The following is a 14,722-nucleotide window of genomic DNA, read 5'->3' as shown; positions in this document are numbered from 1 at the left end:
CGCGGTGATTTAAAAAAGGCCGGGGGAGGCTTCGGCCTCCCTTTTTATTTAACGGGGGCGGGGGAATGAAAAATGGGACTGTGGCTGCTAATCGCAATGCTCGGCGCTGGCTGGATATTGTTTGCGCCCTGATAATTTTATTTTTCTTCTCTCCTGCAAATGCAGTTGAATGGCTTAATGGCTCTGGCGGTTCTGGTAAAAATGCTGTTTGGACTATCGACGCGCAACAGGCATGTCAGTCTGCTTGTCAGAGCATGTATGGCCGTTCGTGTGGCTCAATAAATAAAAAATACACGGACACGTATCGCGATTCTTCTTTTACGTGCGCTGGCGCTGGCGGTAATCTTTTTTCTGTGTTGTCTTGCGCTGATGGGCAGGTTCCAGTTGGCCCTAATCAGTGGGGCGCGTGGTCCTGCGGTGCGGCATCCTCCTCTTCGTCCTCACAACAATCCTGCCCCGTCAGCAACGCCACCTCTCGCGGCTGGTTTCCGAAGGGCGCTAAAACCGCCAACCGATTCGGCTCTGGCACCGTCGGCGACACGAACGACTATTACCTCTGCTCGAATGGTTGCCTGCTGACCAAAATCTCATGCCAGGGCACGACTGGTAAAAGCGTCGTCAATTCCGCCGGCGCGGCCCTGGAATACTGCACGGTTTCCGAATCGTCGATCACGTGCCCACAAGGCTCTTCCAGCGGTGGCGCTGAAACGCCGATTCCCGGCAATCTCAATGGTGGTGATTCCGGTGGCTCTAGCTCTTCAAGCGGTTCCAGTTCTGGCTCCGGAAGCTCTAGCTCGAGTGGCTCCAGTTCTTCGAGCGGATCATCCAGTGGCAGCGGCTCCAGTCTGCCGAGCTGCGAGATCTGTAAATGCCTGGAAGCCGGGCAGGGCTACGGCACCGTCAACGGATCTGTGGTCTGCGTTCCTCCCGAACAGAGCACGGACCCTGTCGAGTTCAACACCGGATCAGGCAGCAACACGACGGACTCCAACGGCAACTCCGTCGGCGGTGGCACGACAACGCAGGAAACCACCTGCAGCGGCGGCAGCTGCACCACGACCACCACCACAACTGGCAGTGATGGTTCCAGCACCAGTACCACCACGACTGGGGCCAGCCGTGGCGACTCCGAGCAGCTCAACCTCTGCCAGCAGATGCCGCAGCTCTCGATCTGCAAGAACGGCAGCTTCACTGGCACCTACTGCCAGACCGCGCCGAGCTGTGACGGTGATGCCGTCCAGTGCGCCCAGGCGACACAGCTCTGGCAGATCAGATGCCAGTGGGCCTGGGCCGAAGAAGCCAACGACCTGAGCGCGATTCACGACGAGACCTCGCAGAACCTGCCGACTCAGGCCGAGATCGATGCTGCGCTCAACAAGGATGGCTCCGGCGATCTCGATATATGGGCCACCTTCCAGGAGAAGCGGAAGGACTACCTCACCTTCTCCGGCAGCTGCATCGCGGAGAAAGGCTTCACCTACAAGGGCCGTGAGTACAAGTTCGACCTCTCCATCCTCTGCGAACTGGGCAAGTTCCTGCGGCTGATCATGCACATCATTGCCTACATCGGCGTGGTCCATCTGCTGTCGCGGACGGTGCCGACATGACCCAAAACCGCCAGCCTGGCCAGCAAGGCCCAGACAACACTTCACCCTGGCAGCAGAACCATACAACCGTCCAGGAACGCATGCAGACGCCGCAGGCGCCCCGTAAATGGCTTTCGATTCCGACGCTTTATCAGGAATTGAAAGACAGGCTTTACGGGGACGTGCAGGACACCGAAAAAAAGAGGTTCACCTTTTTTCGAGTGCCCTGCCGGTCTGCCCTCACCACGGCGAGCGCCAGGCGCCTGGCGCTCCGTCCGCCGACGATTCACACGTACTACACAGACACGGACACCGGTCAGGAAGGGGGCAGGAGAATTCCGGCAGGAATCGAAGATTCCAGAGGAATTGCGCTGACGCCTTCCGGCAATAGTCGCAACGTTACAGAAAGGGCATGACATGGCACTCCCGGTAATCGCAGCATCGCTTGTGGGCGGCATCGTTGCCGGACTCACGCAATTCTTCTCGAAGCGGATCGGCATGATCCTGGTCGGTCTCGGCCTCACCTTCACGATGGTGAAGGGCTTCGAGATCCTCATCGGCTACATCGTCTCCGACTTTACGCAGATGGTTGCCTACGTCCAGTCCGCAGGTGGCGGCAGTGGCGGTGGCAGCGCGGCAGGTCTCGGCGCAGTCATGATCCAGTTTGCGGCCTACGCCGGACTGTTCGACGCGCTGAACATCCTCATCAGTGGCTGGATGGCGTTCGCCTCGCTCTCCTCGCTCTCCTTCACGCTCAAGCGACTGAACAAGTGAGCCCGCGATGAGCACACTGAATCTGCACACTGGCCTGCCTGGCGCGTCAAAGACGCTCTACACCATCAATCACGTTATGGACCTCACCGAAGCCGAACGGAAGGAAGCCGAGAGGCAAGGCAAACCGTACGAACGGCAGGTCTATTTCCACAATATCCGGGGCTGCAAGGTGCCTGGCTGGATCGAGATGGAAGACCCGCGCAAGTGGTTCGAGCTGCCGGTCGGCGCGATCATCGTGATCGACGAAGCGCAGGACATCTTCCGGCCTCGCGGCACAGGCTCACAGGTGCCCGATCACGTCGCGCAGATGGAGAAGCACCGGCACCGCGGCTACAGCATCTTCTTGATCACGCAACACCCGATGCTGATCGACAACAACATCCGGCGCCTGGTGACCAAGCACCGCCACATGGTCCGCGCCTTCGGCAAGCACTACGCGACGGTGCATGCCTGGGACAAGTGCAAGGAGCAGTGCGACAAGAACCGTGATGACTCCGAGAAGACGCCATTTCCGTACCCGAAGAACGTCTTTGACCTCTACCAGAGCGCCGAGCTGCATGTCGTCAAAGGGCGCATGCCGTGGCGGCTGCTGTTCCTGTTTCTGATGCCGGCTCTGCTCGCTGTCCTGATCTTCGGTGTCTGGCGCTGGCTGGCACCACGGATGGACGAAAAGCAGGCTGTGGATCGGTTCAAGAACCCGAGCATCCAGGCCACAGGCGCACCGGCCACACCTGGCCAGAACCCTGTGACGGGCAAGCTCACGACGTTCGCGTATCTCGAAGCGCACCAGGCACGCATTCCCGGCCTGCCCAATACGGCGCCTATCTACGACGACGTGACCAAGCCAACCGTTGCGCCGTATCCCGCTGCCTGCGTCACGCTCAAGTCAAAGGGATGCCGCTGCTACAGCCAGCAGGCCACGCGGATCGATGTGCCGCAGAACCTCTGCGAATCCATCGTCGAACGTGGCTACTTCGTCGCCTGGGATCAAGGGCAGGGCACACAACAGCCCTTTCCCGTCAGCAATCAGCCAGTGACCTCGGGCAACGTCGTCACCAGTGGTGACCTGGCCATTGCCGCGCCTGCGCTCGGCATTGGTGGCTTGGCCGCCAAGCCCCGCCTTTAAACGTGACGTTGCGATATTTTCGAGGGCAAGGGCGGTTCGGGCTATCTGCCGTTTCAACGGACAGACGATTCTAGAAATGCTCCCATTTCGTTTTTGTCAGCGTCGATGAGGAATGCAGCGGCGTGCCTGGATGGCATGACCGCCGATAGCTGCAAGCTCACGCAAAAAACGATACCTGTATCAACTTATTCATAAGGATTCGCACGCGTGAATACTCAGCCCCTGTCTATCGGAATCGATGTCAGCATGGATGAACTAGTCATTGCTACCTTTGATGACATCCAGCCGCTCATTCGCATCCCGAACAAACCTGCTGCAATCAAGCGCTGGCTCGCGAATTTGCCGGTGCAATGCACATTGGGAATGGAAGCGACGGGGACGCTGCATCGAACTTTGGCTGATCTGGCCTTTTCGGCAGGGCATCGGGTTTATGTGTTCAACCCCAAGGATGTTGCGTTTTATCTCAAGAGCCTGAGGGTGCGAGGCAAAACCGACCTTTTTGATGCCGCTGGCATTGCACGTTACACGCACAATGAATCCGCTCAGTGCCATCCTTATGCACCCTTGAGTGAAGATCACCTTGCGCTTACGACGTTGATCCAGCGGAGACATCAGGTCGTCAAGCAGCGTGCCAGTCTGTCCATGAGCTTCTCTCAAGGTGACGCATCATGTCTATCAGCGCTTTCTACGCTCATGAAGGCCTTTGAAGCGCTGATTGCTCAGATCGATCAACGCTTACAGGATCTGATGGCTGCTGATGCCGTCATGCAGCGCAAATGCAAGCTTCTGATGGGGATTCACGGTGTGGGACCCTTGGTTAGCACAACTCTGGCCTTACGCATGAGCCGCATCCACTATGCGAACAGTGATGCGCTGGTGGCTGCCGTGGGGCTCGACCCTCGACCTCGGGAGTCAGGTAGATATGTCGGCACCCGGCAGCTATCGAAGCGTGGCAATCCGGAAGAACGGCGGTTGCTATACATGGCGGCAATCAGTGCTTGCCGCAATACGCCTTGGCGTACCATGCGTGACGCTTTGCTGAGCAGGGGACTGCCACGCACCGCTATCTACTGCATCATCGCGAGGAAGATCCTGCGCGTCGCGTTCGCCGTGTGGAACTCCGAGACTCCTTTTGACCCCACACTCATCGGACAACCTCGCACCCAGACATAAAATTTCCTTGTACTTGTACATAGAATCTAGAATGCAGGCCTTGTTGCTGAAACGTCTTCTGCCATGACCGCCTCCACCCACCTGCATATCGACGACGTCCGTATCCGCGAAATCAAGGAACTCTCCCCCCCGGCCCATGTGCTGCGCGAGTTTCCCGCCACAGAAGCCTCTGCCCAGACGGCCTTTACTGCCCGCCATGGCATCCACCGCATCCTGCATGGCGCGGATGACCGCCTGCTGGTGGTGATCGGCCCCTGTTCGGTGCATGACACCGCCGCCGCACTCGAATACGCACGCCGCCTGAAGCCGGAGGCGGATCGCCTGAAGGACGACCTGCTGGTGGTCATGCGGGTGTATTTCGAGAAGCCGCGCACCACTGTCGGCTGGAAGGGGCTGATCAACGATCCGGGGCTGGATGGCTCCTACCGCATCAACGACGGCCTGCGCATCGCGCGCAAACTGCTGTGGGAGATCAATGGCATGGGGCTGCCGGCCGCCACCGAATTCCTCGACATGATCACGCCGCAATACATTGCGGACCTGATCGCCTGGGGCGCCATTGGCGCACGCACCACCGAGAGCCAGGTGCACCGCGAGCTGGCTTCCGGTCTTTCCTGTCCGGTCGGTTTCAAGAACGGCACCGATGGCAATGTGCGCATCGCCATCGACGCGATCAAGGCGGCAGCTTCGCCGCACCACTTCCTCTCGGTGACCAAGGCTGGCCATTCGGCCATCGTCTCTACCAGCGGCAATGAAGATTGTCACCTCATCCTGCGTGGCGGCAAGGAGCCGAACTATGACGCCGCCAATGTGGACAAGGCCTGCAAGGAGCTGGCTGCGGCCAGCGTTTCCTCGCGCGTAATGGTCGATTTCTCGCATTCGAACAGCCGCAAGCAGTATCAGTTGCAGATGGATGTGGCGCGCGATGTGGCCGAACAGCTCTCGGCGGGTGATGACCGCCTGTTTGGCGTGATGTGCGAATCCCATCTCGTCGCCGGCCGCCAGGATCTCGCGCCGGGCAAGCCGCTCGAATACGGCAAGAGCATCACTGATGCCTGCATCGGCTGGGAAGACAGCGTGCAACTGCTCGATCTTCTCGCCGAAGGCGTGCGCCAGCGGCGTGTTGCGCGTGCGCGCAATCACGCCGAGGAATAAGGGCGGAGACGCGTATAAGCCCGTGGGTCCGGCTTCAGCCGGATAGGGTGATGGGAGTCAGGCTGAAGCCTGACCTACGGGCTTGCATTCCTGTGCAGGGTGGTGCGCCGTGCGCACCATTCCTCCCGCGTGCGTACGGCGCACCCTACCGTTCGTGCCCGGTTGTGCCTCACCATCGGTCTTCTCCCCTTATTGCGGCACATGATCAAGGCGCGTACGCTCCGCGCACTTTGCCGTGGCGGATACTCTTAGAACCCGCCGCCAGCGGCCTTCGGGGGAAGATCGCATGAGCAGCACAGAAAGCGGCATGTCAGCCTCGCGTAAACGTCTGGCCGCGCTTACGCTGGCCGCTACGGGCGTGGTGTATGGCGATATCGGAACCAGCCCGCTCTACACGATGAAGGAAATCTTCGGCGGGCATGGCATTCCGCCGAACATGCCCAATGTGCTGGGCATCCTCTCGCTGGTGTTCTGGGCGCTGATGCTGGTGGTATCGCTCAAGTACGTACTCTTCATCATGCGTGCGGACAACCGCGGCGAGGGCGGCATCATGGCGCTCACCGCACTGGCCAACCGTGCCGTGCAGGGCTCGCCGCGCAAGATGTGGCTGCTCACCATCCTGGGGCTCTTCGGTGCCGCGCTGTTCTACGGCGATGGCGTGATCACACCGGCAATGTCGGTGCTCTCCGCCGTCGAAGGGCTGCACATCGCCACACCGGCGTTCGATGGTTTCGTCGTACCCATCGCCATCGGCGTGCTGCTTTCGCTGTTCTGGATGCAGAGCCGGGGGACTGGCCAGGTGGGCACGCTGTTCGGCCCGGTGATGGTGTTCTGGTTCCTCACGCTGGGCGCCCTGGGCGTGCTGCAGGTGGTCGAACAGCCTCGGGTATTGCTGGCACTGAATCCCTGGTATGGGCTGAGTTTCTTTGCCGAGCATCGCATTCTGGGCTTCCTCGCGCTGGGCTCCGTGGTGCTCGCCGTTACCGGTGGGGAAGCCCTGTATGCCGACATGGGGCACTTTGGCCGGCGCCCGATCAAGCTGGCCTGGTTCGGCCTGGTGCTGCCCTGCATCTACCTCAATTATCTGGGGCAGGGTGCGCTGCTGCTGTCTGATCCGGCTGCCGTGCGCAACCCCTTCTACCTTCTGGCACCAGGCTGGCTGCTGTATCCACTGATCGGGCTGGCCACGGCGGCGACCATCATCGCCTCACAAGCGGTGATTTCGGGCGCTTTCTCGCTCACACGGCAGGCCACGCAGCTGGGCTATTGCCCGCGCATCGCCTTCATCCATACCTCCAGTCACGAGATCGGCCAGGTCTATGTGCCGGGCGTGAACTGGGCGCTGCTGGTGGCTGTGGTGGCCGTAGTGCTGGGCTTCCGCTCATCGAGCAACCTCGCGTCGGCCTATGGCATTGCCGTCACGCTCACCATGCTCATCGATACGCTGCTGGCTTTCGTAGTGGTGCGTCACCTGTGGCGATGGTCGCTGAGCAAAGGCTTCGTTTTCCTGGTGGGATTCCTCGTGGTCGATCTCGCCTTCGTGATCGCCTGTGCGGTGAAGATCCTGGATGGCGGCTGGTTTCCGCTCGGCTTGGGCGCGGCCATCTTCACGCTGATGGCCACATGGCGACGCGGGCGGGATCTGCTCGGTGAGCGCACCCGCGTCGAAACCATGCCACTGGATCTCTTCATCCAGTCTTTGTTTCACTCGCCGCCCCATCGCGTGGCCGGTACCGGCGTATTCATGACCTCCAACCCGGAGGGCGTGCCGCGCCTGCTGCACAATCTGCTGCACAACAAGGTGCTGCACGAGCGCATCGTGCTGCTGACCGTGGTTACCGAAGATGTTCCCACCGTGCCGGAGATCGACCGCGTGGAGTGTGAATCGCTGGATTACGGTTTCCACCGCATCCTGGTGCGCTACGGTTTCAAGGAAGCGCCGGACATCCCCGCTGCGCTGCAGCAGCTCTCCAGCGAGGGCAAATTTTCCTTCGCGTTGATGGAGACCACCTTCTTCCTCGGCCGCGAACGCCTGGTGCCGCACCGCAAGCCCGGCATGGCGATGTGGCGCGAGCGCCTGTTCTTCTTCATGTTCCGCAACGCCAGCAGCGCGGCGGATTTCTTCCACATCCCGCCGAACCGTGTCGTGGAGTTCGGGACGCAGGTGGAGATTTGAGAATGGCGGTGCGCATGGCGCACCCTACGGTTTGGGTTTGGATCACGCGTAGGTGCGCCGTGCGCACCAGCGCTATTCTGTCTTCTGCGACATCTCCGCGCTCTGGCGCACGGCGGGCAGTTGCTCAAGCAGCTCGGGCAACCATTCCTGCACGGTCTCCCACACCACCTCCAGGTTGATATCGAAATAGCCGTGAGCCATCCGGTTACGCATGTTGCGCATGCTTCGCCAGGGAACGTTGGTGTGCATCCGGGAGAACTCTCCGTAGGCGTCCATCACTTTTGTGGCGGCTTCACCAATCACTATCAAGCTCATGAGGACGGCTTGCTGGGTGCGCCTGTCGGCCAGGAAATCGTTTCTGGACAGCCCTTCGACAAAGCTGCGGGCATCGGTTGCCGCCTGCTGGATATGATCGATGTAATCAGGGAGACGATTTTCCATCAGACCGGTTTCGCCTCGGCAAGGACCTTTGCCCGGAATCCAGACGGGAGATCACCTGGCGTCAACACATCCACCTGAATCCCGAGCAATGATTCTAGCTCGTATTGCAGATCACCCAGATCCAGGAGCGTAGCGCCCGGGAGGGTATCGACGAGCAGATCAAGGTCGCTGTCGTCCTGATCGGTACCTCGCAGTATCGAGCCGAACACGCGCGGATTCGTGGTGCGGAAGCGGCTTACCACTTCGCGCACGGCATTTCGCTTCATGTCGAGAACAGCAGATGGCCGCATGCGTGCCCTTCCTTTCAAGATTCGCTGAGATAGTAGGTAATCGGATATCTGCTTTCAAGCATCGTCGAACGAGGGGGCTTCTTCCGCATTCCGAACCGTGTCGTGGAGTTCGGGACGCAGGTGGAGATTTGAGGAATGGCGGTGCGCATGGCGCACCCTACGGTTTGGGTTTGGATCACACGTAGGGTGCGCCACGCGCACCAGCCGGCTCAATCATCCCCGCTGAACAAGGCCACATCCGTGCCGCCGCCCCAGTCCGCCGGGTACTCGCCTTTGAGGACCAGGCGGTGAAAGGTCGAGTAAGGCCAGTCCGCCACCCGTTTGGCGTGGCCATGCTTCACAGGGTTGAAATGCAGGTAATCCATGTGCGCGGCGTAATCCGCATCATCACGGATCTGGTGCTCCCAGAAGCGGCGTTGCCAGATCGTGGATTCCCGCCGTGCGATGCGGGAAGCATTGCGCCATTCCGCGCGCTCGTATCGTGCCGCCAATGCATGTGTCACCCGACGTTTGATCCAGCCCCATCGGTGGCCGAAAGCAGCATCGCCGGGCGGCAGCGTCCAGATGCAGTGCAGATGATCCGGCAGCAGCACCCAGGCATCGATGTGAAACGGCAGGCGTGTGCGCGCATGGCCGATGGCCTCGCGTAGGGCGATGCGCACGGGCTCGTCCGTCAGAATCCGTTGGCGGCGGTGGGTCACCACAGTGAAAAAGAAAGTTGCGCCAGGTGTGAGTGAACGGCGATAGCGGGGCATGGCGAGAGGATCGAAACCAAAGCGACGATCATCCATGCCATCCGGGAATCGTCACAGCGTCCGGAAGGGGAAGCGAGCGTCCATGCCGGCAAAGAAAACCGGCTGTAGGGTGCGCCATGCGCACCGTTGGATCGTTGAGGCCGGGGCGGGCGAACAATGCGGGGGTAGAAAAGAAAACGCCCCTCGCGGGGAGGGGCGTTGGATGTGCGGTGGTGGTTACCACATGGTGAAACGATTTTTAGGGGATGAATCCCATAGACCAGTAGCGTGGCCAATAGACCTCATTTGTTTGGGTACGCGCGCTATATGCCTGATTAAAGTCTAGGAAGGAGAAGACAGCCATATACATAAGTAGTATTGCCGTAGTGGCTAGCGCAAAATGACGTTTCCATGTTTGTGTTGCATTCTGAGTGACTGTTGTGACGGTTTGATTGCAAACGGCCCATGTCCAACCTGCCATGATAGCTAGCCAAACTTGAGTGTTTGGGACCACGAATATCCCGTCAACCAGTCCTTGTGCAAGCAAGCTGCTCAGAGCAAGGATGGGAGCCAGTTTTTCTGCAGACAGATCATAGGTGCGTATGATTTTCAATATTTGGCGCGTCATTAGCCAACCAAAATAGATTGTGCACAAAGAGAAAATTAACCCCCATTCTGCTAGTAATTGCAACAGGATATTGTGTGGGTGTGCCCCTGCTTTCGAATGAAGAGAGGCGAAGTGCATTGGGCCGACGCCGAGCAATGGGTTTTCTTTGAACATGGCCCAAGCTTGACTCCAGATAATCTCCCGGCCTGCAAGGCTTGTCACCCCCGCGGGATGACGAAGGCTTGAAGTGTCACCAGCCAGCGTAAAGGGGCTGTTTGGAAGTGCATAAAGTACAGTGTCAAGCAACCACGCTGCAGCGAAAGAAATCAAAACAAAACTGGCCAGGCGGCGTGCTGTTGAGGTGTTTGCAAGGGCTGCCACACATAACATAGCCAAGCATGCCAATAGGGTTCCTCGTGTGTGCGTATAAACAGCGATCCAGCACCACCCCAATAACAGTATTGCGCAGGCCGCTTTTTTCCAGCCTGTCAGTAATAGGCAACCCGCAGCGACTATCGGAATCGTTGCACTTTGGAATTGGCCTAGAAAACGTACATTGAAAAATCCACTATGTAAAACATCCATCGCATTCTTCGGGTCTTTGGTAAGAGCGAAGCTGAAAATCCCTAGGCGAGGTACCATCATGAAAGCCACGAATGCGCACAGTGCAAGTACATATTGAGGCATCACTTCAGGATTGTTTGAAAAGACTTGGCGTATCGCTAGCGCAATCAGGGCCATACCCACGAAAACCGAAACCTCGATCCAGGCCCAGGCAGGGTATTGGCTGCTTAGGATGCTGGCTATTCCAGTAAGTCCGATCAGCGCCAGGAGGATTTTCGAGGAAAAAGAGAATTTGAATACGACAGGCTTCGTTTCTAGGTAGGTCAGATGCAGCCATGCCAATATGGTCAGAAGAATAAATGCCCAGCGCTGGAGATCATTCCAGTGCCAACCCCAAGGGTTCCAGTGCACGCAGGCAAATAACAATAGGCCGCTAATCCAAAGAAAAGGGGGAGGCATAGTCACGATGCTTTGCTGAAAACATAAAAACAAACGCCCTTCCGAAGAAGGGCGTCAGAAGCAAAAGGAAAGCGTGGTCGCGTGCGCGAGGTGCTTTCCTCAAGCAGCATTAGGTTTCGGAAGCATTACGGCATTCAGCAGGAACGTACTTGAAGTTCGTTGGAGCAGTGGTACAAGTCCAAGATACACGTTCAGTTGACGCTGTGGGCGTATAGGTCAGTACCACATCTTTGGCTGCGGCCGTTCCAGTAACAACGATGGCGCCTGAATCGGCTGTGCAGGCGAGGCTCGCCGTATTCTTTGTCGGGGTAGAGAATACATTTACCCCAACGCAGTTATCTGTGGCAAGTACCCCACCATTATTGGCAATGTTTTCGCTAACGGTAGTCTTGGCACCGGAAGCCATAACAGCCAGCTCAGAAACGCGGCTGCGTACGGTGTAGTCCTGATACGCCGGCAGCGCGATGGCAGCCAGGATGCCGATGATCGCCACGACGATCATCAGTTCGATGAGGGTGAAACCTTGTTGAACACGCTTCATAGTGAATCTCCTTGGGGATACGAAAAACGGAAGAAATCCGTGTGCTGCATATGTAGCCAATGGTGTGCCAAGCGAGGGGGCCGTTCGTCGTTGGCGAAAAATTCTTATTTTTCAGTTTGTTGCGGTTTGCAAGCCCTTTTGTCCCGGACTTGACTGCCTGAGTGTGGACCTTTGGGCTGACGATTTTGGTCAGTGTCTGCCCGATTGGGTCATGCCCAAGGAATAGGGGTAACCCTTATTCCTTGAGGCGTAGTGATTTGTGGAGAGGTGATTTGTGCTGTGAGTAGGGTGCGCCATGCGCACCGTTTTTGCGGGCCTTGATCCTCCGGGATGCACGGCTGCGACGGATGAATGGTGCGCGCGGCGCACCCTACGGGTTGTTGCCCATCCGGCTGAAGCCGGATCTACAGGTGAAGCCTGGTCATACCGGTAGGTTGTGCGCGCGGAAGCACTCCCGGATGCGTGCCGGGTCTGTCAGGTGAATGGCGCGCAGATCGAGCTGGCGCGCGGTGGCGACATTGGCTGCGCTGTCGTCGATGAACAGGGCTGTGGCGGGGTCGACTGCGTAGCGGGTGACAGGCATTGATAGAGGGCGGGGTCGGGTTTGATCAGGCCTTCCTCGCCGGAGACGACGATGCCTTCGAACTCCGCGAGAAAGGCGTAGCGGCGGCGGGCGCGGGCGAAGGTTTCGGCCGAGAAGTTGGTGAGTGCGAGTACGCGCAGCCCTGCCGCTTTCAGCGCATGCAGGCAGGCGACGGACTCCGGGAAGGCTTCGGCGACGGTGTCGTCCCAGCGGTCGAAATAGGCCTGGAAGAGGTGGCTGTAGTGCGGATGCCGGGCGCTGGCCTGGGCGATGCCGACGGCAAAGGGCTGGCCGGCGTCATGCTGGAGGTTCCAGGCGTGGAAGTCGACTTCGGTCAGGAAGCGGTCGATGGCGGCTTCGTCCGGCAATAGCTGACGGAACAGCCAGCGTGGGTCCCAGGGGATGAGCACGTTGCCGAGATCGAAGATGACGGTGTTGATGGTCTGTGGCATGGCGGGTGTTTGGGTTGGGGGCGTGGTCGGATTCGCCCAGGTCAGCCGGTTGCAAACAGAGTCTGGATTTCCGGCAGCGGCATGAACAGCAGCAGTTCGTGTTCCGGCGTCTGGCGAAAGCCGAACCCTTCGTAAAATTTCGCGGCTTTGTCGTCCTTCGCATCAACGACCAGGCCGATGCAGCCCGACAGATCCGCCACGCGTATCACTCGTGACATCGCATCGATCATCAGACATTTCCCCAGGCCCTTGCGCTGGAAACGCACATCCACTGCCAGGCGGCTCAGGCGAACCGCGGGCAGCAGATGGGTTGGCAGTTTGTACTTTTTGATCACACCGGGCGATATCGCACTGACATCAACTGTTGCGTTGGTCAGCGAGTAGAACCCTGCCAGTGCGCCGTCCCTTATCCCGCAGAACGTGCGGTTGATGTTCCTTGCTTCGTGCTGCGAGGCATTCTGGGCGAGATACCGGTTCAGCACGGGCGTGCCGCAATCGAAACTTGCGCGCGCATCAAGCAACGCCTTCGGCAGTTGGGAGAGCGGGCGGATCTTCGTCGTCATCAACAGCCTCGCGGTACGCGGCCAGGGCGTTTTTCAGCTTTGCGTTCGGCGAACGCGGCTTGGCCAGTTGTTCCAGAAACCACTCCGAGTCCCGTTCGGAGAGGACGATGTTTTTCATCTCATGACGGTCGATGAAATCCTGCGCATGCTGATGTACCACCTGAACGATGTACGCGTTCACGGGGACGCCCGTCAGTTCGGCTGCTCGTTGTATCGTTTCCTGTACGTTCAAAGGAACCCTGGCCGTAATCCGGCCCTTCTCGGGATGATTCGCACTCCTGCGCGAAATGGACATGGTCGGTACCTCCAGGGGGGCATGGGGCCAGCAGCGTCCATGCGTCCCGCGTGTCGAAAATGGCCGGATCAGGCGCATTTTCCGGATGGCTTGCTGGGGTTGAAAATCATGGTGCCAATTTGGCACCATTTTCCTTCCTTGGCAAGTTTGGATTCCAGTCTGTCGGTCTGCTATGGGGCCGGGTCGTGGTGCGCAGTGCGCACGCTACGGGCTTGGTGCGAAGAGGGACAAGCCCGGGTGGGTAGCGTGCGCATTGCGCTCCGTTCGGAAGTGGTCGCTCAGGCGGGTAACCGTTCCTGTCGGGCCAGAAGCCATGTAACGGCTTCAGCGGGGGCGTGTCGCCCGCTAGGGCCGCGCTGATCAGCAATTGGTGTCTATGACGGCGAGCGGCTCAGCTCTCATCGGCAAGCAACGCGGTGAGCAATTCTGCCGTCAGCCCCTGGGCGCGCGCCTGCTCGGCGCTGCTGACGAGGCTGTGTTGCAGCCGATTAGCGTAGAAAGCGCGCATGGCTTCGTAATCGTTGGCCGAGACCATGACGCCTGCCACGCGATCCCGGCGCATCACACGGACGGGTTCCTTTGGGGCCAGATCGATGAATTCGCCAAAGCGGGTCTTGGCTTCGTTGGCGGTGAAGGTCTGCATGGTGTTTCCTCCAGGCGGGCACGCCTGAACTTTAGGTGAGTCGTTCGATTCGGGTCGTTCGGTGGCGTGTCCCCTAAGGCCGCCCGGCGCGCCGCATCACATTTTCCACGTAGGCCTGGGCGTCGGGCGGTTGGCCATTGCGCTGGGAGTTGAACAGGGTTTCGCCCAGGGCTTCGAGCATGTCGTGCAAGGCAGCGTGGCGATTGCCGGCATGATGGGCGAGGCAGGCGTCGTAGGCGTCGCGCAGGCCAGCCGGCTGGTTGATGGAGAGCTGCTCGTGGATGGCCAGGTGCAGCGAGAGGTGCAGGAAGGGGTTGATCTGGCCATCCTCGGGGCGGAAATCCTTGTGCACGGCTTCTGGATTTTCCAGCAATGCGTGGTATTCCGGGTGTTGGGCGATCAGCTCTGCGGCCACGCTCTCCATATCCGTGAGGGGTTCGCGGGCGTGGTGTTTGCGCCAGCTTTCGATGAAGAAGAGGCGGGCTTGATCTCGGGTGGGATTGAACATTTGGTGTCGGGTGTCGGGTGTCGGGTGTCGGGTGTCGGGTGTCGGGTGTCGG

General features: G+C 59.2%; 17 protein-coding genes. 7 read left to right on the top strand and 10 right to left on the bottom strand.

All coding sequences use genetic code 11. From position 1 onward, the window contains the following. Window positions 1–65 precede the first annotated feature (65 nt). The 7 genes from BGI27_RS04215 (at window position 66) to BGI27_RS04185 (ending at window position 7,990) form a co-directional block, all read left to right on the top strand. A complete protein-coding gene (locus BGI27_RS04215; RefSeq protein WP_143311229.1) occupies window positions 66–1,607 on the top strand; it encodes a hypothetical protein in 1,542 nt (513 codons plus the stop codon). Continuing rightward, the gene (locus BGI27_RS04210) at window positions 1,604–2,002 is read left to right on the top strand and encodes a hypothetical protein (RefSeq protein WP_095530344.1); all 399 of its coding nucleotides are present in this window, start codon (window positions 1,604–1,606) and stop codon (window positions 2,000–2,002) included. Before BGI27_RS04215 ends, BGI27_RS04210 begins: the two co-directional genes overlap by 4 nt. 1 nt (window position 2,003) lies before the next feature. After that, entirely contained in the window at window positions 2,004–2,360 is a 357-nt protein-coding gene (locus BGI27_RS04205) for a DUF2523 family protein (protein WP_095523654.1), read from the top strand. A gap of 7 nt (window positions 2,361–2,367) precedes the next feature. Beyond that, the gene (locus BGI27_RS04200; protein ID WP_095523653.1) at window positions 2,368–3,486 is read left to right on the top strand and encodes a zonular occludens toxin domain-containing protein; all 1,119 of its coding nucleotides are present in this window, start codon (window positions 2,368–2,370) and stop codon (window positions 3,484–3,486) included. 207 nt (window positions 3,487–3,693) lie between these two features. Beyond that, window positions 3,694–4,659 (top strand): transposase, encoded by a 966-nt coding sequence (locus BGI27_RS04195; RefSeq protein WP_095523652.1) that lies wholly within the window; start codon window positions 3,694–3,696, stop codon window positions 4,657–4,659. 63 nt (window positions 4,660–4,722) lie between these two features. Continuing rightward, complete coding sequence (gene aroG / locus BGI27_RS04190) at window positions 4,723–5,814, top strand: 3-deoxy-7-phosphoheptulonate synthase AroG (protein WP_095523651.1); 1,092 nt, start codon at window positions 4,723–4,725, stop codon at window positions 5,812–5,814. Window positions 5,815–6,100: 286 nt separating this feature from the next. Then, a complete protein-coding gene (locus BGI27_RS04185) occupies window positions 6,101–7,990 on the top strand; it encodes a potassium transporter Kup (RefSeq protein WP_095523650.1) in 1,890 nt (629 codons plus the stop codon). 72 nt (window positions 7,991–8,062) lie between these two features. Here the strand turns inward: BGI27_RS04185 and BGI27_RS04180 are convergent, their stop codons facing one another. The 10 genes from BGI27_RS04180 to BGI27_RS04135 form a co-directional block, all read right to left on the bottom strand. Beyond that, window positions 8,063–8,431, bottom strand: coding sequence for a HepT-like ribonuclease domain-containing protein (locus BGI27_RS04180; protein ID WP_478210096.1), 369 nt, complete (start codon window positions 8,429–8,431; stop codon window positions 8,063–8,065). Beyond that, complete coding sequence (locus BGI27_RS04175; protein WP_095523648.1) at window positions 8,431–8,721, bottom strand: nucleotidyltransferase family protein; 291 nt, start codon at window positions 8,719–8,721, stop codon at window positions 8,431–8,433. The genes BGI27_RS04180 and BGI27_RS04175 overlap by 1 nt, the downstream gene beginning before the upstream one ends. 209 nt (window positions 8,722–8,930) lie before the next feature. Then, on the bottom strand, window positions 8,931–9,512 hold the full coding sequence (locus BGI27_RS04170) for an REP-associated tyrosine transposase (RefSeq protein ID WP_223871594.1): 582 nt from the start codon (window positions 9,510–9,512) through the stop codon (window positions 8,931–8,933). Window positions 9,513–9,714: 202 nt separating this feature from the next. Next, on the bottom strand, window positions 9,715–11,085 hold the full coding sequence (locus tag BGI27_RS04165; protein WP_095523647.1) for an O-antigen ligase family protein: 1,371 nt from the start codon (window positions 11,083–11,085) through the stop codon (window positions 9,715–9,717). A 109-nt stretch (window positions 11,086–11,194) separates the two neighbouring features. Continuing rightward, window positions 11,195–11,626 (bottom strand): pilin, encoded by a 432-nt coding sequence (locus tag BGI27_RS04160; RefSeq protein ID WP_095523646.1) that lies wholly within the window; start codon window positions 11,624–11,626, stop codon window positions 11,195–11,197. Between the two features lie 474 nt (window positions 11,627–12,100). After that, window positions 12,101–12,661 carry an HAD family hydrolase gene (locus BGI27_RS04155; protein WP_095523645.1) on the bottom strand — a complete coding sequence of 187 codons (561 nt, stop codon included), beginning with the start codon at window positions 12,659–12,661 and terminating at the stop codon, window positions 12,101–12,103. A 41-nt stretch (window positions 12,662–12,702) separates the two neighbouring features. Further along, window positions 12,703–13,224 carry a GNAT family N-acetyltransferase gene (locus tag BGI27_RS04150; protein WP_095523644.1) on the bottom strand — a complete coding sequence of 174 codons (522 nt, stop codon included), beginning with the start codon at window positions 13,222–13,224 and terminating at the stop codon, window positions 12,703–12,705. Then, window positions 13,175–13,519 (bottom strand): type II toxin-antitoxin system TacA family antitoxin, encoded by a 345-nt coding sequence (locus BGI27_RS04145; RefSeq protein WP_170942956.1) that lies wholly within the window; start codon window positions 13,517–13,519, stop codon window positions 13,175–13,177. The genes BGI27_RS04150 and BGI27_RS04145 overlap by 50 nt, the downstream gene beginning before the upstream one ends. Before the next feature lie 391 nt (window positions 13,520–13,910). Next, a complete protein-coding gene (locus tag BGI27_RS04140; protein WP_095523642.1) occupies window positions 13,911–14,162 on the bottom strand; it encodes a type II toxin-antitoxin system Phd/YefM family antitoxin in 252 nt (83 codons plus the stop codon). A 73-nt stretch (window positions 14,163–14,235) separates the two neighbouring features. Then, window positions 14,236–14,670 carry a DUF1841 family protein gene (locus BGI27_RS04135; protein WP_095523641.1) on the bottom strand — a complete coding sequence of 145 codons (435 nt, stop codon included), beginning with the start codon at window positions 14,668–14,670 and terminating at the stop codon, window positions 14,236–14,238. Window positions 14,671–14,722 lie beyond the last annotated feature (52 nt).

It is taken from the genome of Candidatus Dactylopiibacterium carminicum, from assembly GCF_014736495.1.
Classification (GTDB): Bacteria; Pseudomonadota; Gammaproteobacteria; order Burkholderiales; family Rhodocyclaceae; genus Uliginosibacterium; species Uliginosibacterium carminicum.
The sequence above is the reverse complement of the archived record's forward strand: the minus strand, read 5'-3'. Positions and strand labels throughout refer to the sequence as shown.

Excerpts from the sequence above, each read along its gene's own strand:
- BGI27_RS04185 (WP_095523650.1), top strand. The coding sequence starts at position 6,101 with ATGAGCAGCACAGAAAGCGGCATGTCAGCCTCGCGTAAACGTCTGGCC.
- BGI27_RS04215 (WP_143311229.1), top strand. The coding sequence starts at position 66 with ATGAAAAATGGGACTGTGGCTGCTAATCGCAATGCTCGGCGCTGGCTG.
- BGI27_RS04210 (WP_095530344.1), top strand. The coding sequence starts at position 1,604 with ATGACCCAAAACCGCCAGCCTGGCCAGCAAGGCCCAGACAACACTTCA.
- BGI27_RS04155 (WP_095523645.1), bottom strand. The coding sequence starts at position 12,661 with ATGCCACAGACCATCAACACCGTCATCTTCGATCTCGGCAACGTGCTC.
- BGI27_RS04150 (WP_095523644.1), bottom strand. The coding sequence starts at position 13,224 with ATGACGACGAAGATCCGCCCGCTCTCCCAACTGCCGAAGGCGTTGCTT.
- BGI27_RS04205 (WP_095523654.1), top strand. The coding sequence starts at position 2,004 with ATGGCACTCCCGGTAATCGCAGCATCGCTTGTGGGCGGCATCGTTGCC.
- BGI27_RS04175 (WP_095523648.1), bottom strand. The coding sequence starts at position 8,721 with ATGCGGCCATCTGCTGTTCTCGACATGAAGCGAAATGCCGTGCGCGAA.
- BGI27_RS04135 (WP_095523641.1), bottom strand. The coding sequence starts at position 14,670 with ATGTTCAATCCCACCCGAGATCAAGCCCGCCTCTTCTTCATCGAAAGC.
- aroG (WP_095523651.1), top strand. The coding sequence starts at position 4,723 with ATGACCGCCTCCACCCACCTGCATATCGACGACGTCCGTATCCGCGAA.
- BGI27_RS04180 (WP_478210096.1), bottom strand. The coding sequence starts at position 8,431 with ATGGAAAATCGTCTCCCTGATTACATCGATCATATCCAGCAGGCGGCA.
- BGI27_RS04145 (WP_170942956.1), bottom strand. The coding sequence starts at position 13,519 with ATGTCCATTTCGCGCAGGAGTGCGAATCATCCCGAGAAGGGCCGGATT.
- BGI27_RS04200 (WP_095523653.1), top strand. The coding sequence starts at position 2,368 with ATGAGCACACTGAATCTGCACACTGGCCTGCCTGGCGCGTCAAAGACG.
- BGI27_RS04165 (WP_095523647.1), bottom strand. The coding sequence starts at position 11,085 with ATGCCTCCCCCTTTTCTTTGGATTAGCGGCCTATTGTTATTTGCCTGC.
- BGI27_RS04170 (WP_223871594.1), bottom strand. The coding sequence starts at position 9,512 with ATGGATGATCGTCGCTTTGGTTTCGATCCTCTCGCCATGCCCCGCTAT.
- BGI27_RS04160 (WP_095523646.1), bottom strand. The coding sequence starts at position 11,626 with ATGAAGCGTGTTCAACAAGGTTTCACCCTCATCGAACTGATGATCGTC.
- BGI27_RS04140 (WP_095523642.1), bottom strand. The coding sequence starts at position 14,162 with ATGCAGACCTTCACCGCCAACGAAGCCAAGACCCGCTTTGGCGAATTC.